This is a genomic window from Pseudomonas sp. FDAARGOS_380, assembly GCF_002591235.1.
Lineage (GTDB): Bacteria > Pseudomonadota > Gammaproteobacteria > Pseudomonadales > Pseudomonadaceae > Aquipseudomonas > Aquipseudomonas salmasensis.
In genome coordinates, this window is the sequence record NZ_CP023969.1 from 422,145 (window position 1) to 442,891 (window position 20,747).

Sequence of the window (20,747 nt, forward strand, 5' to 3'; positions counted from 1 at the left end):
GTAGTTTAGGTGGAGTCGATTGTTCGACTCACGAGGGGTGCCCTCACCCTATTTCTACAGGAAACCCAGGTTATGTCTTTACTCCCACTTCCCCCCACCGAAGACCTGCTACGCCGGTTACCCGTCTGCCTCACCGCCATCGAGCATCTGCTGGATGCCCAGCCAAACGTCGCCACATTGATGGCCGCCGAGTTACGCCAGGCACTGGCCAACCTTGTGCCCGGCAACCCGCTTGATCCCGACGCGGTTTTTCTTAACGAGTATGAGTACGCGCCCCCGGCGACGGACGCCTCGGAAAGCCTCACACGGGAACCTCGCCTCACCCGCGCACGCAACCTGAGGCAGGTGCTTGAGGAGGCTATTGCCACCGGAAGAAAACCGACCGAGCGTACCAAAGAACCGCAAACCGGCACGATCGAGCAGGCAGTGGGCTTCTACTCACGCCCCCTCGATACTGGCCGCAACGGCGAAATAACTGCACTTGAGGTCACAGCTTTCAACCAATTGATCGACAATCTGCGGCACGACAGTCTGGCACTCTACTCACGCAGGCTGGAGGTGTTCTGGACGTCTGTCCAGGCCGCCACCGGCGCCCTGAGCGTGTTTGAAGCCATCAGTCAAAAACAACGTGAGGTGTTTGTACTGGAGTCGGATCTGAAAACACACGATGCCCTGCAACAGGTCGCACAGGCCGAGCAGGCGTTGCAGGACAAACCCACCGACGCTCAAGCCCTGGCGGACGTTACCACAGCCAAGGCCCACCTGAAGGTACACACCGAGGGCCGGCAGTTAATCGACAACTTGGTGCTCCATGAGACCTCGGGCACCGCCACACGCCCGCAGGCGGTAACGATCACCCTGTACTCGACGGGCTCGCCCGAATGGTCTGCGACGCTGAACGGCTGCTTCGTACTCACCGAGCGCTTGCACGGGAGCCGAGCGACTGTGCTTTACACCCCGCAATTTGGGGTGGAGGTATTCCAGCATTTCCCCGCTATGGAGAACACCCTGCGCAGGCGCCTGGTAGCCGGCGCCGAAAAAAGTCGGCTGCTCACCAACATCGCACTCAGCCAACGAGGTGTAGTCGACGAGGGGTTACGCAGTGGGCAGAACTTGCGCTACACGCCTATCACCGGCCCTGTATTCAGCGCGAGCCTGCAAGCCCAGCGCGACCAGCAAGATGCCGATATTGACCGAGCCTTCAGTACCGCCCATACCACGTTCGAGGCCTTGGCGACCGAGCTGAGTGCAACCCTGGCACTGCCACTCAAGGGCGGCCCCGGCTTGAGAGCCCGCTTGCCTGAACCCGTAGACCCAATGACCACGCCCGCCCTCGCCCATACCTCGCCGGTCCCTGAACAGCAGGCGCAGTTGATACAGCTTTGGAACTCCCTCAACCAGCAGATCGACTACATACTGGCCCCACACAAACATCCTTCACTGGAGGGTGTGTTGTCAGCCCTGCTCAAGGAAACCTTTGCACAGCTGCCCCCCGAGACCAAACCGTCCGGTTTGTATGTCAACCGCTACCGCACCGACAGCGGCGGCCAGCGCCATTTTGAATCCTCGCAGACCCTGTTGGAGGCGCTTTGCACCCTATTGCGCGGGGCAGATGAACCCCAGGACCAAGCGAGCCACACCGAAGGCGTCTTCAGCAGCGCCACAGCCTTCAGCGCTGCCGACCAGATCCCGTATACCGGCACACTGACCACCCTGGCGGAAACCCTGCTGGCCAAGTTGACCACACACATCACCACTTACTGGCATACCCCCATAGCGCCTGAATTGGCCTGCCCCCAAGCCAGGCTGACAGAGGTGCACCGTCAAGTTCTGGATGTGCAAGCGCGCCTGGGCATGGCCGACAATACCTTGAGCCCGCAGGCCAAACTGCTGATTGATCGTGCGCTGCGCTACCCGACCCTGGCTCGGCGTGAAGCCGCCTTCGGCCACGGAAACCGACCTGGGGTGTATCAATTGACCCTGAACACCGGTGACGCAGAGGGTGTACGCCTGGCCGGCAGCTTCGTCCTGACCGCAAGCGACGACTCCCGCCCGACACTTCCCCGCTGGCCCTACGGGCACAAAAACCTCAGTACCCGCAGGACTGTAGCAGGCACGATAGTGCTGTATACCCCGAACCAAGGCTTTGAAGAGTTCGCAAGCCTGCAAGCGCTGCACGACACGCTAAAAACACGCATCAATACCGGCGAGGACACCGGCAGGCTATTGGTCACCGGTTTACCGCTGCTGGTGCTGCGTAGCAAAACCGGGTTATGGGGCAGTGACCTGCGCGACACCTTTGCACCGATAGAAAGCGATTTTGTCGCCGACAACATTCAAGCGTTGCTGGACAAACAGCAGTCTGACATCGAAGCCATCCTGAGCCTGACCGAGGGCGAACCGGATACCCAAAGCAATGGCCTTGCGGAACTGGTCGAGTTGTTGGACATGGCAGAGGCATTTGTGGCGCGCAACCAGCGACTGCTGAAACATTGGCGGCCGGACTGGGAAAAACGCTTGAGTCCGCAGGACAAGAAGGCATTGCAAGACCAAGCCCGCATCACGGACGAGAAACAAAATGAACTGGGCAAGCAATGGCACGCTCTGATCCCCACACTGGCAGCGTATGCCAAGCAACAGGTACTGCTTAAGATACGCGCCTTCCTGCCAGACTACCCCGCACAAGGCATTGACCCGGACCAGACGATGGTCATTCGTACCACCCGAACCCGTGTCAGTGCCGGCGCCGGTTTTGGCTCAACGCATGAAGCTGTGGCGAGCACCCGCATAAGCCTGACCAACCTGCTGTTGAAAAATAATAAACCCTGGGAGCAGAGCCTCACCTGGACCGAAGACGACCTGCTGGAAGCAACGCTGATCACCTCGCAAGGTAAGTGGGTGACCGATGAAAAGGGTAAAGCCATTACCGTGGGCAAAGAACGCCTTGAACAGTGGGTCGAAGAGCTGAACATCGGCCACGAGTACACCGAGAACATCCTCAAAAAACACCTCGATCCGCAGGCCACGACGGCCGATGCCCAAGCCTTGAAAAAAGCCTGGATGGCAAGCCAGGCGGCCGCCCTGGACTATGCGGCCATGTTGGCCCGCTTGAGCCCGGATGCCTATAGCACAGCATTGGCCAGTGACAACCTTCAAAAAAAAGCCGCTGCCTGGATGGCGGCAGTGCTCGCCGCGCCAGACCCCAAGGTACGGCAACCGGTCGATGGACAGACAATCATCGCCAATGCCCTGGTATTCAATCCGACCGGCACCGCGCCCGACGGGCGCGGTGGGCAGACCGTAAACGGCATTTTGCTACTTTCCACCGCCGCCGATGCAACGCTGGTGCTCTATACCCCGCATGCACCCGACGGCCTGGAGCTCAGGGAAATAGCCAACGAAGCGGCACTGATCAAGCTGATGCACAGTTCCGCCTGGCAGGCTTATCTCAAGGCGCGTCTACCGGCAGGCACACGACTGCTCAATCATCGCCTGGTCGCCTATACAGGCGATGTGCTGGCGGGGCTGTACCGGCAAAACTACCTGTATCTACTGGAAAAAACCGATACTGAAAGCGTGACCAATGAGGAGTTGGCTTACCAATCCCTGTTCAACAAAGTGATGTTCGGCGTTGAAGTGGCTACGACTGTTCTGAGCGGGTTCCCCTGGGGCGGTCAGTTGACATCTTCCGCCTTCAGATGGCTGGGCCGGATGGGGCAAACCACGGTGCAGTCCCTACGCAAAGTGGGGCAAAACGTTGCAGGGTTAATTGCACGCCACGCAGGTAAGGAGCGTGTCCTGTTCGAGATCGCAACGGCCACTACCACGGCCACCGGCGCTGCACGCACCGCCGGTATTGGCATCAAGCCTTTGCAGATACTGCTTCGACCCGCGAGAAACATGCCCAAGCCCGACCTGACGACCTATGAGAGAGCCTTCCAACAAGCGAGCCCCAACCTGGTGGTCAAGGGCGGCATTCCGGCCGGCTCATCGCTGTCCGAAGGCACCGGTATCTATCGCACGCCCGACGCTCTGCGCACCTTGTTGGTCCGCGGCGTCGATGGAAAAGGCAAAGAGCAGGTGTTTCGGATTCAGGACTCGTTCAACCTCTACGACCCCAATGGGCTGGTTGCCCCGGTACTCACGCCGAGTGGTGGGTTTACGCCTTTCAAGCTGCGTAAACTGGCCAACCAACGCTGGGAGTTGGACACGTTGAACCGTTTGCCCGGCGGCACGCCAAAAGTCGAGAGTGCACTCACACTTGCACTCAGGGAGTGGGAGGCGCATGTCGCTGCCCAGGCAGCCAACCCGCTGACAACCCTAGACCCTACAACTTTTTTTAGAAACCGAGCGATCCCGCTCAAGACGTGGAATAAAGTAGTAAGGCTGACCGGCGAGATAAACACGGCGGGGATAGCCAGGCTCAGGCCCGTGCCCACGCAAGGGTACGCAAAGTTTACAGACGACCTGTTCAATACCTGGGTAGGGCTCGGCGATGAAACCCAGGCAGCTGCGGACGCTTTTTTCAGAGCACATCGTATTAATCCAACGGTGTGGAAAATCTACATAACCACGAAAGGTAAATTGACCCCAGTCGGCCTGACCCGATCGATAAGGCTGGCCAACCTTCCATCGGGCAAGAGAAGCCAGATCACGGACCAACATCTTCTGGACTGGGACAAGTTATACCTGCGGCCGCAAACTCCGAGAACAACACCGGTCACCAAAGCGGACGTCACTACATATGCCTTTGATAACCACATTCACATCGACTCCTGGATGAAATACGTATCTCCCAAAGACGGCACATTCCTCAGGCACAACCCCACACAGGTAAAGCGCCTAGAGCGCTTGGGCATTCCCGTTACACCAGCGCAAACAACCCCTATTGACTACTCACGGGCAGGCACCTCCGCCCAGCCCCTGGTCTGAACCCGGCCCGGAACGACGGCTCCCTTGCCAGCCACACCACCGACGCTTCAAGAGATACGCAGCCACCTGCTTGAAATCGACTCCGGCCTGCGCGCTCAAGCCAAGCCTCCCGTCGTTTCGTGGTTGACCCACAGGCTTTACCGATTCAAGCCACTTTGCTCTACCGTTCCAATAATGCGCGAATAGTGTCCACCCCTATTCAAACTAATGCTCAAGGGAAGTTCTATATTGATCGTTGGCGCAGTTGCAAAATAAACGTTACTCAACGCTGGATGACTTGATTGATGCCCTCATAAAAGACGTGGGTTTGAACGCCGCTTTATAACACCGTGATCAGAGGTTGCCCCCTCTCTGCAAGGGAGGGGGACGGGGAACCTAGACCTCCGAATCCCAGATCACCGTGACCACCCCCGTGTAGGTGCTGCCGGGTTGTTTGAGCATTTCCTTCACGTCATCTCGCTCCACGGCAAAATGCAGGCTCGCGGGGCGGTTGTTGACGTAATAGCCGGGTTGGAACAGCTCGGTGCCGCTACCGTCCAGGCGCAAGGGCAGCTTGTTCACGGCTTGGCCGTACTGGTCTTGCAAGCCATAAGGCAAGGTCACCCCGACCTGCAGCGGCACCTCGTCGCCCGCGCCGTTGCGCAGGCCGCAGGTGTTGCCGATGGCCAGGCTGCATTCGAGCTGCATCTTGAAACGTCCGCTGGCGGAGATGACGAAGGTCTGGTCACGGAACAGTTTCGCCGGTTGTCGCCCGCGATTGAGCCAGGCTTGCCAGCCGCCTTCGGGCAGTAGTTCGATGCGATTGCCTCCCGGTGGCAGATCTACCTTGAGGTTGTGCTCGACCGACAGGGTGAAGTTGAAGGTCAACGTATTGTCGTTGGGCATCATCACATCGCCGAGGTCAAAGTCCCCGCCTGGCCCGATGCTGTACGTGACCGAACCGCGGTATTCACCACTGGCCATGCCCAACGGGTTGGGGGTCTTGAGCTCATAGCCATACTCGACGGGGTTATACCTCATCCGCGGAATAGGCGCGCCTGGGACCACATTGCACGCTCCGGCATTTTCCGGAATGGTCCAGAAATACAGCGCGTAAGTACTGGCAGCGGCGATGTACCTGACACCCTGGCAAGGCCCCATACCGTACAGCCAGGGATAGTTCCAAGCGTACCCATTGTTTGTCCACACGCTCACCCTGGCGCCACCGCCCAGGCTCCATCGGCCGCCGAAGCCGGCGATGCGCACCTGCACCGTTTCGATTTCGCCGGTCGCGACGTGGCGCACCTGCACGTCGCGCCAGGCAGAGGGCACCTTGAAGTACGCGCCTTTACGCGGGTCTTCATGGTTCGCCTCGATGGGCGCGATCGAGTCGAACGCCAACGCGTCGGTACGAATACTGAAGGTGTTGAGTGACTCGCAAAGCGCCGGCACGTGCCAGGCGCAGATGCCACTATGGGGTGTGGTGTTCTGGAATTTATTGACCATGGGGTTGGTCGGGTCCGGGCGAAACACCGCCGAGATATGTTGTTCCAGCGCCTGCACGGGCAGGCTCGCCCACCCGACGCCTAGCGCCAGCGCCCAAGGCCCCAGCCATTTTTTGGTTGCGGTGATCAACTGCATAAACACTCCGAATCTGCGGCGCTGGGGGTTTCACACACCGGGCTCACGGCGCGGGGAAATCGAACATCAAGTGCACCGTGCCGTAATAATCCCCGCCCTTGTAACCGTCCTGCGGCTCGATGGCTGAGATCTCCAGTTCGGCGCGCCGGCCCGTGCGCGCCTCGTCGGCGTTGAGTACCTGGGTCGAGTCCAACGTCAACGGCACCCGATTGAACAGCACCTGCAAGTCGATACGGTTGCGCCCACTCAGCAAATACGGCATGTCGCCCAGGCGCGCGGTCACGCCGCCATTGATGTTCTTGACGTCGAAATTCTTGCGCAGGCGGCCCAGACGCGCCGTCGCCAAGTCCCACGCCAAAACCTGGTCATGGCCCATCCAGTCAGGTTCGGAGGGCAGCACATAGGCCTCTTCGATCGGGATGGTCACCGACACATCGAAGCTGTGCCGCTCCTGGAACGCCTGCGCCGGCTCGCCCAGGAACACAGGGGTCATCAGTACCGCCAGTGCCGTCAGTTGCTTGAACATTGTCATCACCCGTTGCTGTTGACCGTCATCGGTTTTTTGTCGCGGCCTTCGATCAGCTGGAAACTGAACTGGCGCTCGGGCTTTTTCTCGAACACCAGCTGGCGGCCGGGCAGGATGTGGTGCTTGGTGGTGGCTTCACAGTCGGTTTTCTTCACCACCGAGCAATCCCTGAATTCATCGAGCACCACCACACTGTTGCCAGCGTTACGCAAGGTGTACTGGTTGGCGGTCTGGCTGATCTGCGTGTCGAAACGGGTGTTCTGTGGGCGTACGAAGAACACCGTGCCGTAACCGGCCATGACGTTGACCCCGGCCGCCAGCGCGTCCTTGTAATCGGCCCGCTCTTCGTCGGTGACGGCAAAGTCGTCTTCTTTTTCCGGCACCACCGGAATGAAGCGCACGCGGAAATACCGCTCCTTGTCACGCTGGCCCATGTACAGCAACCGCGTGCCCTGGCGCCCGCCGGCCGGCACGATCAGCCGCGCCGGGCTGGCCATCAGGCCGTCGCGGTTGGTGGCGGCGCCCTTGGCGTCGGTCATCGAGGCAACGGGCACTTCCCTGGACGTGCCATCGGCGTTGTAGACGATCTCCAGCACATTGACCTTGATAAACGCGGTGCTGGTGCCACCGTTGTAGACACGCTTGAGGTAGGAACTGCGATCACCTTCCAGGTAGTCATACACCACGCCGACATTGATTGCCGGCCCCGCCTGAGCGGTCAACGACAGCAGCAACAGCCCGACCGATAACACTGCATGTTTCATGTTTGATTACGCCTCAATGATTGAACCCAGCCCAGGGGCTGATATGCGGTAAATGCCCGCCTAGACTTCCGAATCCCAGATCACGGTGACCACGCCGTTGTAGGTGCTGCCCGGGTGTTTGAGCATCTCCTTGACGTCGTCGCGCTCCACGGCAAAGTGCAGGCTGGCCGGGCGGTTATTAACGTAGTGGCCGGGCTGGAACAGCTCGGAGCCGCTGCCGTCCAGGCGCAGGGGCAGCTTGTCCACCGCCTGGCCGTACTGATCACGCAGGCCGAAAGGCAGGGTTACGCCGACCTGCAACGGCACCTCATCCCCTGCGTCATTACGCAGGCCACAGGTGTTGCCGATGGCCAGGCTGCATTCCAGTTGCATCTTGAAGCGGGTACTGGCGGAGATGACGACGGTCTGGTCGCGAAACAGCCGCGCCGGTTGCCGCCCGCGATTGAGCCACGCCTGCCAGCCCCCCTCGGGCAACAGCTCGACACGGTTGCCCCCCGGTGGTAGGTCCACCTTGAGGTTGTGCTCTACCCGAAGGTCGAAGTTGAAGGTCAACACATCATCGTTTGGCTGGTAAATGTCACCAAAATCGAAATCCTGATGCGGCCCGACTCCGTAAGTAATCGACCCTCTGTATTGCCCAGCGTCCATGTCCAGAGGATTAGGCGTCCTCAGCTCATACGTGTACTCAAGCATGCTGAAACTGGAGGAGGGAACATCGAACGGCGTCACTAAATTGCACGCACCGGCACCTTCCGGTACCAGCCAGAACCACAGCCTCAACGTGGGGGCCGCCGCCCACATGCCGGTGTATTGGCATGGGGAAGGTGCATGCGTCCAGTTGGCGGGCAATGGGCTCCAGGCATAAACGCCCGGAGGGTTGGTTGTATTGAAACGGCTGCCAATACCAGAGATGCGCATCTCCACGGTTTTACGGTCGCCCTTGGGTGAGACCACCTCGAAACTGCGCCACTCGGAGGGAACCTTGAACATCAGGCCTTGACGCGGATCCGCATGGTTGGCGGCTATCGGGCCGCTGGCGACAAAGTTGATGTCCCAGGTGCGGATACTGAAAATCCCCAACGCCTCACAGCGTGCCGGCATATGCCCGGGGCACACCCCGCTCTGTGGGGTGGTATTGGTGAACCTGTTCACCATGGGATTGCTGGGATCCGGTCGGAATTCAGCGGTGATGTCTTGCGTGGCCGCAAGGCTCAAAGGGGTGAACGAACACAACAAAGCGGCCAATACGACAGCGCGCCACGTTGTGTTGCCAGGCTTGTTCATGCTCATCAACTCGTTGCTGCGAACACAGGTTGTTGTGGGTGAAAAATTCATCCGGCCGCCTCTGACGCATGGGCGACTTCGGCCAAGGTATCCGGCGTACAGCGCAGATCACCGATCATCAACACGTCGCTTTCACTCGGTGCGTTGCTCGGGTCCAGACGGAACTGGCACAGCAACTGGTTCTGGTAGCGCACTTGCAGGGTGGGCGAGCTGGAGCTCATTTCCATGGAGAAGAACCCGTCCACTTCGCTGACCCCGCGGCTGGCATGGTTGATCACGTGATGGCCGCGCAAGGGTGCGCCGCGTTCATCCAGCAATCGGCCCAGCACGGTGACGGTTTTCATCACGCTGACCTTGCGATAGTCCACGCCGCCCTTGTTCAGGTGGTAACTGGAACGTGCCGGCTGGATATTGGCCGCCGGTGGGTGGTTGCCTTCAAAGTCGAACGCCACACTGCTGCTCTTGTAGGCCGAGACCGGCACGTAGTTGCGCCCAGGCCTCAGCAGGGTGCTGCCGCCGCCCATGTCGTCGGCGCGCAGGGCGATCTCGTCGAGGTCGGTTTCTACATCGATGATCATGCCGGCGCCGTTGCCCTGGTACTGGCTGCTCAGCAATACCTTGCCGGCCCCGGCAACCAGGGTGCTGTTGAGGTTCAAGCCGCCGCTGAGGTCGCCGTTGAAGGAGCTGCGCTGCACAAAACCGTCGCCGCTGACCGCGTCCGTACTGAAGCTGGCCATGCCGGACAGGCCAACGCCATAGGTGTCGGTGATCGCCGTGGCCGAGACGCTTTGCAGGAAGTGGTCGGTGAGGTCTTGGCGCAGGGTCACCGAAGCGTTGTTGTCGCGCCCGCCATCACGGGCGGTGCGGGTGCCGATGCTGCCGGAGATCTGCCGACCGTCACGGCCCAGATTGACGCTGACGCTCACATCCACGCCTCGGTTGCGCCGGTCGTTGGTACCCGCGCTGCCGGGCCGGTCGAACACCGAGAAACGCCAGTTGGCATCGCTGCCGAACAGGTTGTCGTGGCGGCTCCAGCCCAGGTCGATACCGGCGCCCTCGACATTGCCTTCGCTGTGGGACAGGCGCATGTTCAGGGTGTTTTTCGCATCGAGCCGGTGGTTGACCGACAGCGCCGTGTTGCTGGCCTCGCCCACGAAGGTATTACGGCGCAGGCGGGTGCCGTCCGGCAGGGTTTCGTAGGTGTCGCGGGTGTCGAGCCAACTGCGGTTGTGGCTGAACACCAGGTTGGTGGCGCCCAAGGTGTAGAGCGCTTGCAGGTCCATGCCGGTGCCGTGGTCCTGGGTTTGATACAGGTTGGTGTAGAGGCTGGTGTTGTTGGCCACCGTCCAGTCCACCGAACCGCCGTATTGCAATTGTTCACGCACTTGGCGCGCCGACAGGCCGAGGATCACCCGTGGGTGCAGCAGGTAGTTGATGGAGGCACCGGCGGTCATTGCGCCAGAGGCTTGTTCGTCCCAGTTACTGAACAGCTTGGTCTCGCGCCCGGCGAACAGGTTGTAGCGCCATGGGTCTTCGGCGTTGCGCCAGTTGCTGGGCTTGTACACCAGCTCCTGGGTGGTGCTGGTGGTCAGGCCGTCTTCTACCAGGCGCACTTCCACTTCATAGATGCCGCCGGGCAATGGCCGGGTGTCCAGGGTTTGCAGGCCAGCCGCCACGGCTTGAGTGTTGATCAACAGGCCGTTGCGGTAGATCTCCACCGCCGCCTGGCGGTTGGCGGTGACGTAGATCGGGTACACGCTGGGCTTGGCATTGTTGATGGCCAGGCTGTCGGAACTGCCATACATCAGGCCCAGCGCCGTATCGGGGCTGGCGCCGAAGCTGCGCAGTTGACGGGTCAGGCCATCGGAATTGGGGGTGAAATGGCCCAGGCGGAAAAACTGCCCTTGCATTTCTCGTTGGGTGTACAGCTCATGGATCGCGTGGCGCATCTGTTCGTTATCGCCACTCTGTCGCGCCAGTTGCAGGTTGAATACCTGGCTCCAGTTGCCGACGCTGGAACTGGCTTGCAACCCGTAGCGCCCGCCCAGTTTGTTGTCCTGGCCACCGTTGAGGTTGAGCTGGTTGTTGACGATCAGCCCGAGGCTGCCGCCTTCCGGTTGCGCGTAGAAGCGCGGTGCATCGTCGTTGAGCTCGACATTCTGGGTGATGATCGCCAACTGGGAGTTTTCCAGGTTGTAGAACGCCGAGAGCATTTTTTCCGGGCAGGACTGGGTACAGGTGCCCAGCGCCACGCCTTTTTCCAACAGCGCTTGCCAGGTGTCGCGGGTAGCGGCGGGCACTTTGCTGTCAGCGGTGTCGGTGAATTCGAGCAAGGTGACGCGATCATCCCGGGTCAACACAATCAGCGCCTCGCCCAGCAACTGCTGGTCAAGGTCTATGCGCACGGCCAGCGGCACGTCGAAAAAGTGATCGGTAAAACCAGCCGGCAGGCCTTGGGCCTGGCTCAGCAGGCTGCCCGTCGTCAAAGCGCCCGAGGCAGCAGGTGCGGCCAGGGCACTCGTACACATCAACAGCGCAAGCGCAGCCGCGATAGGCGTCATCGGAAACATGAACGGAACACTCTGTATGCCAAAAGACTGGAGAGAAAATCAGGCCGGCGGACCGAGGAGGGAAAGTCAGCCGACCTGCAAGCAAATGCCCGTGTTCAACGGGCATTCATTGGCATCAAGGCGTTGGCAATACCGCGTCGAATACCACCGGCATCACCGCGGTGTAGGAACCGCGTTGATTCGCCGAAGGCTTGGCCGCGACGATGCGCATTTCAGCGCCAATACCTGGGGTGGAGTCGGCTTCGTTGACCACTTCCTGCGGCGAGCCGGTCAGGGTCACGCCATTGAAGGTGGTGGTCAGCGCAATGTTTTGCGCGGCATCACCGTTGAACAGTACAGCCGGGCCACCTTCGATGTAGGCAGCAACCGAACCGTTGGTGTTCTTGACGTCGTAGATAGCGCTCAGGGGCGCCAACTCACCGCTGACCAGGTTGTAGGTCATGGTTTCGTCACGGCCCCAGTTCGGGTCACGTGGCTGGGCGTGGAACACGGTGGTGGGGATGTTTGCCTTGAGGTTGACGGTGTGGCTGGCTTCACCGGCAGCGATAGCCGTTACCGAGGAAGACAGCGCGAGTACAGCCAGGGGAACAGCAACAGCAAACTTCTTGAACATGGTCAATACCTGTAGTTGACAACATTGAGTGGTTCATTGCCAAGGAGGTCCCTAACAAAGAATTAGCAGGCGGGGTTAGTTGAACTACGCACTGCCAGACAATGATCAACCGAAACTAAAAGCAGGTATGCAGGCACATTCGAAAACGCACGTAGCCCTTGTAAACAAGGCTTGAGCGAAAAAGATGGCATTTCGCCAAAACTTTAAAAGTATCCGTAGGAAATAAGCTACACGCTAAAAATGCGCTAAAGAAGTTGCTGTAAGAAGCGTACCACAAGACTAAGCAGCGCCTGGCAAACAACAAGTCCAGATATAAATTCGAGCCACAACTCTAATTAAAGTTATAGCTCTAAAATCCAATCGGGTCCAATAGTTGTTAGTTGCTTTGCGGACCAAGCCTGTGCAACCGCCAACGACCGTTGGTCGCCAGGCACTATCCTTGGCATTAAGATATATCTTACGTTATATCTAAATCTGCACAGAGGACCTGCCCATGAAACACGAACATCGCGGCGAGTTTGAAAAACGCGGCGGCCGCGGCCCACGGGTGTTCGCCCCTGGCGACCTGAAGCTGCTGCTGTTGTCACTGATCGCCGAGCAACCTTGCCATGGCTACGACCTGATCCGGCGCATCGAGGGCCTGTTCGACGGCGCCTACAGCCCCAGCCCCGGCGTGATCTACCCCACCCTGACCTTCCTTGAAGAGAGCGAGCTGATCAGCGGCGACGCCGATGGCGGAAAAAAACGCTACACAATCACCGACCCCGGTCGTCTCTTCTTGAGCGAGCAAGCCGTTGCCCTGGACGGTGTGCGCATGCGCCTGGATGTCAGCAAGCGCTCGCTGCGTGGCCACGACCGCCCACCCGAGATTCATGAGGCGGTGCACAACCTGCGCCACGCCTTGCATTCGCATAACGGGCACTGGAGCCCGGAAGAAATCATTCGTGTCGCGGCGCTGCTCAATCGCACCGCCCAAGCCATTGCCGACGGGACAGACCAATGAACACTCAAACCATTCATCGCGTAACCCACGAAATCAAACGCCGCCGCCTGCAAGTACTGCGGGTAGTCGATATCACCCCACGCATGCGCCGCGTCACCCTGGGCGGCCCGGAACTGGCGGGTTTTATCAGCCTAGGCAGCGACGACCACATCAAGCTGTTGTTCCCGCAGAACGCCCAAGAGCAAGCGGCGCTGGAAAGCCCGACCTTCAACATCAAGGGCGACGGCCCGCAACCGGCGATGCGCGACTACACGCCACGGCGTTACGACCTGAGCATTGGCGAGTTGGACATCGACTTTGTGCTGCACGGCGATGGCCCTGCCTCCACCTGGGCCGAGCAGGTACAGGTCGGCCAGCATCTGTACATAGGCGGGCCACGTGGCTCGATGATCGTGCCGGATATCTTCGACAGCTACCTGCTGATTGGCGATGAGACGGCGATCCCGGCCATCGCTCGGCGCCTGGAAGAGCTGCCCGCGGGGCGCAAGGTATTGGCGGTGATTGAAATCGCGGATGCGGCGGAACAGCAGGTGCTCAGCAGCGCAGCCAAGGTGGAAGTGATCTGGGTGCTGCGCGGCCAGGATAACCTGCTCGACGTGGTGCGCAACCTGACGCTGCCCAGCGGCACGCTGTACAGCTTCGTCGCCACCGAAACCAAGCTGTCGCGCCAGGTACGGCGGGTGCTGCTGGACACGCACAAGGTCGACGAGCAATACCTCAAGGCCGTGGGTTACTGGCGTGCCGAGGGCAGCGAGGAAGAATAAATAATGTGGGAGCTGGCTTGCCTGCGATGCAAACACCTCGGTTTATCAGTTACACCGAGGTGATGCTATCGCAGCATAGGTATCTACATAACTTTGTGGGCTTTAGCAGCCGACGGTAACCACGATGCGAAGCGAGCCGCTCTTGATCTTGATCTGCTTTTGATCTTAAGCGCCCCGTCAAACCACGCTGGCCGTAATTCGACAGGGATTTGGGGGGTAAACCGGCAGGGATGCCGGTTTAGCCGCCCCGCGCCATGGATGGCGCGTGGCGGCGGCCCCCCAAATCACTGGCGGATTACGGGCACACCGAGCCTAAGCGAGGTGCCGAGTGTTGGGGCAAGAGCGCTTTGCTTACTTTCGCGCTTTTCGAAAGTGAGCCGCCGTCAGGGCGGAACCCTAAGGGGCCGTTACCGCAGCAATGGATATGTCCACAATCCAACTGTGTTGCCTGCCAGGCCGTCATCGCAGGCAAGCCAGCTCCCACAGTTTGATCGCGGGGCGGCAGGTAGATAAGTGTCAGCTGTCAGGTCGTCACGGGAGCAAGCTCCCTCGCCACAGGTTCAGCGTCGCACCAGAATTGTGTGGATACCTATGGCTATCACAGGCAAGCCAGCTCCCACATTAATGGTGCTCACTTTAAATCGAGGGGGATTTGAGGTGCTTGTCCAGGCCAATGATCGCCAGCGCGATGACGATGAACCCTGCCAAAATACCTGCGGCATTCACAAACACCTGTGGATAACCGAGGCTGTCCACATCCATGAACGGGTACTGATACTGCCCGAGCATATGCCCGCGCAGCAGCACATAACCGAAGTACACCAATGGGTAAATCACCCAGCCGGCAATGTGCTTGAACCGCAAGGTGCCCTTGGGCACACACCGCCACCAATACACCACAAACAGCAACGGCATGACGTCGTGCAGCAACTCATCGGCGATAAATTGAAAGCCTTGCGGGCTCCACAGATGCCGCAGCAGCAGGTTGTAGGCCAGGCTCACCACCACGATGCTCGCCGCTATCGCACTACTGATGCGGGGCGCGAGGAAAAACCGCTTGGCGCCAGAGTCGCGCTCGACCAGTGAGTAGCTGAGCACCACGACCACCAGGGTATTGGTCAGCACGGTGAAGAAGCTGAAAAAACTGATCAAGCCGCCCAGCAAGCTCGCGCCGCTGGTCCAGCGCGAATAGAGAATCAGGTATTGCTGGATCGCCAACCCCACCCAACCGGCCAAGGCGGCCGCCGCGACAAAGCGCTTCATGCTTTCAATCCAGGGGGCGCTTGGTACGCATCAGTTTGACGTACAAGCCTTCGACTTTTTCCCGCGCCCAAGGGGTTTTGCGCAGGAAGGTCAGGCTCGACTTGATGCTCGGGTCACTCTTGAAGCAGCGGATATCAATGCGCTCGGCCAAGCCGCTCCACTCGTAATGGTCCACCAGGGTGGTGAGCACGTGTTGCAGGGTCACACCGTGGAGCGGGTCGTTGCTTGTCGCGGTCATGCCGGGCCTTTTGCAAAAAGAGGAAACACAGCCGCGCACCTTAGCCGACGAGGCCTGCAGGTGGAAGCATCGCATTGAATATAGCCAGTGAAGAAAAGTTCCCCTTTTTCGCAAAAAAGAGATGTTATATTGTAACTTTACTTAACAACCTTTTTGCCTAGGAATATCCGATGTCGCTGCCTTCTCTCTGGTGCTTGTCGCCCCTCGCCGCCGCCCTGTTGATCGGCTCCCAGGCCCATGCCCTGGAACTGCCACCCCAAGTGGTCACCGGCAACCCGCTGGGCAGCGAACAGCTGGCCTCGCCCACCACCGTGCTGGAAGGCGATGACCTGACCCTGCAACAAAAAGGCAGCCTCGGTGAAACCCTGAACAAGCAGCCGGGCGTGTCGTCTTCGTACTTTGGCCCGGGGGCCAGCCGCCCGATCATTCGTGGCCAGGACGGCGACCGTATTCGCATCCTGCGCAACGGTGTGGGCGCGCTGGACGCCTCGTCGCTGTCCTATGACCACGCGGTGCCGCTGGACCCGGTCAACGTTGACCGCATTGAAATCGTGCGCGGCCCGGCCGCCCTGCTGTATGGCGGCAGCGCCATCGGCGGGGTGGTCAATACCTTCGACAACCGCATCCCCACCGAAGCCATCGAGGGCATCCATGGCGCGGGCGAGTTGCGCTACGGCGGCGCCGACACCACTCGCAGCAGCGCAGGCAAGCTGGAAGCCGGCAACGGCACCTTCGCCTTGCATCTGGACGCCAATGCGCGCGAGTTCAACGACCTGAAAATCCCAGGTTATGCGCGCAGCCGGCATGCCCCGGAGAGCGAGAACGGCCCCGGCAAAAACGGGCGCCTGGGCAACAGCAATGGGCGCCAGGACGGCGGTGCGGTGGGCGGCTCCTACACCTGGGACGATGGTTATGCCGGGCTGTCCTACAGCAATTACGACAGTAACTACGGCTCGCCGGCAGAGCAGGATGTGCGCATCCGCATGAAACAGGACCACTACGCCTTTGCGTCCGAGATCCGCAACCTGCAAGGGCCGTTTACCTCGGTGAAACTCGACGCCGGTTACACCGACTACGAACACCGCGAAATCGAAGGCGGCGAAACCGGCACCACCTTCAAGAACAAAGGCTATGAAGCGCGGGTGGAAGCGCGTCACCAGCCCATTGGCCCGTTCGATGGCGTGGTCGGCGCCCAAGTGACGCGCAACGAGTTCTCGGCCCTGGGCGAAGAAGCCTTCGTACCGCAGACCGACACCAACGCCGGCGCGCTGTTTATCCTCGAAGAAATGCAAGCCACCGAGCGCCTCAAACTCAGCCTCGGCGCACGCCTGGAACACACCAGCGTCGACCCGAACGCCAAAGGCAACGAGCGCTTTGCCAATGCCGACAAGAGCAGTAACTTCACCGCCGGCAGCCTGTCATCCGGCGCGGTGTACACCCTCACGCCGATCTGGTCCCTGGCCGCCACCCTGGGCTACACCGAACGTGCGCCGACCTTCTACGAGCTGTACGCCAACGGCGCCCACGTCGCTACCGGTACCTATGAGTTGGGCGATGCCAACCTGAAGAAAGAAAAAGCCGTGTCCAGCGACCTGGCCCTGCGCTTTGACAATGGCACCCACAAGGGCAGCTTTGGCGTGTTCTACAGCCGCTTCTCCAATTACATCGGTTTGTTGGGCACGGGTCGCACCCTGAACGATGAAGGCGAAGAGGACGCGGGTGGTATTCCCGAGTATGAATATTCTGGCGTGCGCGCACGTTTCGCCGGCTTCGAAGCCCAGGATCACTGGAAGCTCGGCGAAGGCGCCTACGGCAAGTTTGCGCTGGAACTGTCGGGCGATTACACCCGTGCCACCAACCTGGACACCGGCGAAGCCTTGCCACGCATTGCCCCCCTGCGCATGAGCAGCGGCCTGCTGTGGGAACTGGACCGCTGGCAGGCGCGTATCGACGTGGAACATGCGGCAGGCCAAGGGCGTGTGCCGGATAACGAAAGCGGCACCGACGGCTACACCACTCTTGGCGCCAGCGCGGGGTATCGCTTCAATGTGGGCGGCAGCCAGTGGCTGGCCTTCGTCAACGGTGAAAACCTGACCAACCAGACCGTGCGCTATGCCAGCTCGATCCTGCGCGATATCGCGCCGGCGCCGGGGCGCAGTGTGCAGTTCGGCATCCGCACCACTTTCTGACCGTCACTCAGCTCCCCTGTAGGAGCGAGCTTGCTCGCGAAAAACGTCAACGATGACGCGCACTTCCCGAATAAACGCGGCGCCTGGGTGTTTTTCGCGAGCAAGCTCGCTCCTACAGGGGGGCGTGCCCAACCCCTATTTTTGCAGCGACTATCTGTCACTGTTACCAAAACTGAAATGATGCATCTTGCGATTCACCCTTTCTCAAAACGCCCCGCCGCATTATCCTTCGCAACAATCTGAAACGCTTCACCTCCGGGTCGATCCCATTTGCTGAATTTCCCTGCACGCAAAGACAGCGCTGTCTTAAACCGACCTGCGCTGGGGAATCTGTTGCCCGCCTGTGGATAACCCGGTTATCCACAGAAAAACCCGAAAATAACGATGAACCAAGCCCGTGCCGAATCGTCATCTACAGTGAAGCACGGGGTTACATAATTATTCCAACGTCACGGAGAAACACACTATGAGCACTGATGGTGCTTCAAGCCCAAGCCGCCTGCTGCCCAGGCTGCTAGGCGTCTTGCTGCTGATCATGGGGCTGGCCTTGCTGGCTGGCGGCGTCAAGCTGAGCATGCTCGGCGGGTCGCTGTACTACCTGCTCGCCGGTATCGGCATCACCCTGACCGGCGTGTTGCTGCTGGCCACCCGCCGCGCTGCGCTGGGCTTGTACGCACTGGTGTTGTTCGCTAGCACCGTGTGGGCACTGTGGGAAGTCGGCCTGGACTGGTGGCAGTTGGTACCGCGCCTGGCCCTGCTGTTCGCCCTGGGCATCGTCATGCTGCTGCCGTGGTTTCGCCGTCCGTTGCTGCGTGGCCAAGCCGCGCCGCTGGGCACTGGCGCGCTGAGCGTGGCCGTGGTGCTGGCGGGCGCTACTGCCCTGGCCAGCCAATTCACCAACCCAGGTGAAATGGTCAAGACCGGCCAACTGGACCGCGACGCGGTACCGGGCATGGCCAGTGCTGCGCCGACTCAAGCCGATGGCGACTGGAACTCCTATGGCCGTTCGGCCTTCGGTGACCGTTACTCGCCGCTGGCACAGATCACCCCGGAAAACGCCCACAAGCTGGTGCCGGCGTGGACCTATCGCACTGGCGACATCCCTGGCCCGGGCGACCCCGGTGAAACCACCGCGGAAAACACCCCGCTGAAAGTCAACGGCATGCTGTATGTGTGCACACCGCACAGCCAAGTGATTGCCCTGGACCCGGACACCGGCAAGGAAATCTGGCGTTTCGACCCGAAGATCACCACCCAGGGTGCTGAGAGCTTCAAAGGTTGGGCGCACATGACCTGCCGTGGCGTGTCGTACCACGATGACGCTGCCTACGCTTCCGAGCAAAGCCCGACTGGCACAGCCAGCCCGGCCGCCGCACCGAATGCCTGCCCGAAACGCATCTTCGTGCCGACCGCCGACACCCGTCTGATCGCCCTGAACGCCGACACCGGCAAGATGTGCGAAGACTTCGGTGACAAAGGCCAGGTCGACCTGCGTGCCAACATCGGCAGCTTCGCCCCAGGCGGTTACTACTCCACCTCGCCACCGGCCGTGACCAAGAACCTGGTCGTGATCGGCGGTCACGTCACCGACAACGTTTCCATCGACGAGCCAAGCGGCGTGATCCGTGCGTTCGACGTGCACACCGGCAAGCTGGTGTGGAACTGGGACAGCGGCAACCCGGACGACACCACCCCGTTGGCCGAAGGCAAGACTTACACCCGCAACTCGCCGAACATGTGGTCCATGTTCGCCGTGGATGAAAAACTCGGCATGCTCTACCTGCCGATGGGCAACCAGATGCCCGACCAGTACGGCGGCGACCGTACCGATGACTCCGAGAAGTACGCCGCGGGCCTGACCGCCCTGGACATCGACACCGGCCACGTGAAGTGGACCTTCCAGTTCACCCACCACGACCTGTGGGACATGGACGTGGGCGGCCAGCCTTCGCTGATCGACATCAAGACCGCTGCGGGCGTGAAGCAGGCCGTGATGGCGTCGACCAAGCAAGGCAGCATCTACGTGCTCGACCGCGCCACTGGCCAACCCGTGGTGCCGGTCAATGAGATTCCGGTGCCACAGGGCGCAGTGGCGGGCGACCGCACCTCCCCTACCCAACCCAAGTCCGACCTGAACTTCATGCCGCCGCCGTTGAAAGAACGCGACATGTGGGGCGTGACACCGTTCGACCAGATGCTGTGCCGGATCGACTTCAAATCCATGCGCTACGACGGCCCGTTCACGCCGCCGTCCCTGCAAGGTTCGATCGTGTACCCAGGCAACTTCGGCGTGTTCGACTGGGGCGGCATCTCGGTTGACCCAGTGCGCCAGATCGCCTTCGTGAACCCAAGCTACATGGCGTTCAAATCCAAGCTGATCCCGGCGGCCGACATCGCCAAGCAAGGCCCACGCGTCAGCGAAACCGAAGGCGTGCAACCGAACAAAGGCGCGCCGTATGGTGTGATCCTTGAGGCGTTGCTGTCGCCGATGGGCCTGCCGTGCCAGGCACCAGCCTGGGGCTACGTGGCCGCGCTCGACCTGACCACCCACCAGACCATCTGGATGCACAAGAACGGCACCGTGCGTGACAGCTCGCCGGTTCCAATCCCGCTGACCATGGGCGTGCCTAGCCTGGGCGGTACGTTCACCACCGCCGGTGGCGTTGCGTTCCTCAGCGGCACCCTGGACCAGTACCTGCGTGCCTATGACGTGAAAAACGGCAAGCAACTGTGGGAAGGCCGCCTGCCTGCAGGCGCGCAAACCACCCCGATGACCTACACCGGCAAGGACGGCAAGCAATACGTGCTGGTCATGGCGGGCGGTCACGGTTCCCTGGGCACCAAGCAGGGTGATTATGTAATGGCGTTCAAACTGCCGGATTAAGTAGCACTGGCGGTAACACAAAGGCGGCTGCCCAGATGGGCAGCCGCTTTTTTTTGCCTGTCGAAAATGCCCCGGCGGTTTCCCCTCTGCCCTTTAA

The 20,747-nt window shown here is 60.4% G+C and carries 13 protein-coding genes; 5 read left to right on the forward strand and 8 right to left on the reverse strand.

Annotation, left to right across the window (positions count from 1 at the left end; genetic code table 11):
• Positions 1–72 precede the first annotated feature (72 nt).
• A complete protein-coding gene (locus CRN80_RS02120; RefSeq protein WP_098949467.1) occupies positions 73–4,932 on the forward strand; it encodes a dermonecrotic toxin domain-containing protein in 4,860 nt (1,619 codons plus the stop codon).
• A 375-nt stretch (positions 4,933–5,307) separates the two neighbouring features.
• Here CRN80_RS02120 and CRN80_RS02125 read toward each other — a convergent pair whose 3' ends face one another.
• The 6 genes from CRN80_RS02125 to CRN80_RS02150 all read right to left on the reverse strand — a co-directional run bounded on the left by CRN80_RS02125 (position 5,308) and on the right by CRN80_RS02150 (position 12,309).
• A complete protein-coding gene (locus CRN80_RS02125) occupies positions 5,308–6,552 on the reverse strand; it encodes a hypothetical protein (protein WP_098949468.1) in 1,245 nt (414 codons plus the stop codon).
• Positions 6,553–6,595: 43 nt separating this feature from the next.
• On the reverse strand, positions 6,596–7,078 hold the full coding sequence (locus tag CRN80_RS02130) for a CS1 type fimbrial major subunit (RefSeq protein WP_032893364.1): 483 nt from the start codon (positions 7,076–7,078) through the stop codon (positions 6,596–6,598).
• Between the two features lie 5 nt (positions 7,079–7,083).
• Positions 7,084–7,842: a pilus assembly protein gene (locus CRN80_RS02135; RefSeq protein ID WP_098949469.1), complete on the reverse strand. Its 759-nt coding sequence runs from the start codon at positions 7,840–7,842 to the stop codon at positions 7,084–7,086.
• A 60-nt stretch (positions 7,843–7,902) separates the two neighbouring features.
• A complete protein-coding gene (locus CRN80_RS02140; RefSeq protein ID WP_098952567.1) occupies positions 7,903–8,997 on the reverse strand; it encodes a hypothetical protein in 1,095 nt (364 codons plus the stop codon).
• 176 nt (positions 8,998–9,173) lie between these two features.
• Positions 9,174–11,696, reverse strand: a complete 2,523-nt coding sequence (locus tag CRN80_RS02145) for a CS1-pili formation C-terminal domain-containing protein (protein WP_098949470.1) — start codon at positions 11,694–11,696, stop codon at positions 9,174–9,176.
• Between the two features lie 115 nt (positions 11,697–11,811).
• On the reverse strand, positions 11,812–12,309 hold the full coding sequence (locus tag CRN80_RS02150; RefSeq protein ID WP_032893367.1) for a CS1 type fimbrial major subunit: 498 nt from the start codon (positions 12,307–12,309) through the stop codon (positions 11,812–11,814).
• A 493-nt stretch (positions 12,310–12,802) separates the two neighbouring features.
• Between CRN80_RS02150 and CRN80_RS02155 the strand changes: the two genes are divergently transcribed.
• Both CRN80_RS02155 and CRN80_RS02160 read left to right on the forward strand, forming a co-directional pair.
• Positions 12,803–13,312, forward strand: a complete 510-nt coding sequence (locus tag CRN80_RS02155) for a PadR family transcriptional regulator (RefSeq protein ID WP_078802544.1) — start codon at positions 12,803–12,805, stop codon at positions 13,310–13,312.
• The gene (locus CRN80_RS02160; protein WP_098949471.1) at positions 13,309–14,076 is read left to right on the forward strand and encodes a siderophore-interacting protein; all 768 of its coding nucleotides are present in this window, start codon (positions 13,309–13,311) and stop codon (positions 14,074–14,076) included. The genes CRN80_RS02155 and CRN80_RS02160 overlap by 4 nt, the downstream gene beginning before the upstream one ends.
• Positions 14,077–14,712: 636 nt before the next feature.
• On the opposite strand, the gene CRN80_RS02175 is transcribed toward CRN80_RS02160, so the two are convergent.
• Both CRN80_RS02175 and CRN80_RS02180 read right to left on the reverse strand, forming a co-directional pair.
• The gene (locus CRN80_RS02175) at positions 14,713–15,339 is read right to left on the reverse strand and encodes a Pr6Pr family membrane protein (protein ID WP_032893371.1); all 627 of its coding nucleotides are present in this window, start codon (positions 15,337–15,339) and stop codon (positions 14,713–14,715) included.
• Positions 15,340–15,343: 4 nt separating this feature from the next.
• A complete protein-coding gene (locus tag CRN80_RS02180) occupies positions 15,344–15,577 on the reverse strand; it encodes a VF530 family DNA-binding protein (protein ID WP_032893373.1) in 234 nt (77 codons plus the stop codon).
• A 170-nt stretch (positions 15,578–15,747) separates the two neighbouring features.
• Here CRN80_RS02180 and CRN80_RS02185 point away from each other — a divergent pair, with 170 nt between their 5' ends.
• Together CRN80_RS02185 and CRN80_RS02190 are read left to right on the forward strand one after the other, a co-directional pair.
• Complete coding sequence (locus CRN80_RS02185; protein WP_098949473.1) at positions 15,748–17,766, forward strand: TonB-dependent receptor; 2,019 nt, start codon at positions 15,748–15,750, stop codon at positions 17,764–17,766.
• Between the two features lie 466 nt (positions 17,767–18,232).
• Complete coding sequence (locus CRN80_RS02190) at positions 18,233–20,650, forward strand: glucose/quinate/shikimate family membrane-bound PQQ-dependent dehydrogenase (protein WP_098949474.1); 2,418 nt, start codon at positions 18,233–18,235, stop codon at positions 20,648–20,650.
• Positions 20,651–20,747: the final 97 nt, after the last annotated feature.

Coding starts and splice junctions, on each gene's coding strand:
- CRN80_RS02120 (WP_098949467.1), top strand. CDS start 73: ATGTCTTTACTCCCACTTCCCCCCACCGAAGACCTGCTACGCCGGTTA.
- CRN80_RS02125 (WP_098949468.1), bottom strand. CDS start 6,552: ATGCAGTTGATCACCGCAACCAAAAAATGGCTGGGGCCTTGGGCGCTG.
- CRN80_RS02130 (WP_032893364.1), bottom strand. CDS start 7,078: ATGTTCAAGCAACTGACGGCACTGGCGGTACTGATGACCCCTGTGTTC.
- CRN80_RS02135 (WP_098949469.1), bottom strand. CDS start 7,842: ATGAAACATGCAGTGTTATCGGTCGGGCTGTTGCTGCTGTCGTTGACC.
- CRN80_RS02140 (WP_098952567.1), bottom strand. CDS start 8,997: ATGGTGAACAGGTTCACCAATACCACCCCACAGAGCGGGGTGTGCCCC.
- CRN80_RS02145 (WP_098949470.1), bottom strand. CDS start 11,696: ATGTTTCCGATGACGCCTATCGCGGCTGCGCTTGCGCTGTTGATGTGT.
- CRN80_RS02150 (WP_032893367.1), bottom strand. CDS start 12,309: ATGTTCAAGAAGTTTGCTGTTGCTGTTCCCCTGGCTGTACTCGCGCTG.
- CRN80_RS02155 (WP_078802544.1), top strand. CDS start 12,803: ATGAAACACGAACATCGCGGCGAGTTTGAAAAACGCGGCGGCCGCGGC.
- CRN80_RS02160 (WP_098949471.1), top strand. CDS start 13,309: ATGAACACTCAAACCATTCATCGCGTAACCCACGAAATCAAACGCCGC.
- CRN80_RS02175 (WP_032893371.1), bottom strand. CDS start 15,339: ATGAAGCGCTTTGTCGCGGCGGCCGCCTTGGCCGGTTGGGTGGGGTTG.
- CRN80_RS02180 (WP_032893373.1), bottom strand. CDS start 15,577: ATGACCGCGACAAGCAACGACCCGCTCCACGGTGTGACCCTGCAACAC.
- CRN80_RS02185 (WP_098949473.1), top strand. CDS start 15,748: ATGTCGCTGCCTTCTCTCTGGTGCTTGTCGCCCCTCGCCGCCGCCCTG.
- CRN80_RS02190 (WP_098949474.1), top strand. CDS start 18,233: ATGAGCACTGATGGTGCTTCAAGCCCAAGCCGCCTGCTGCCCAGGCTG.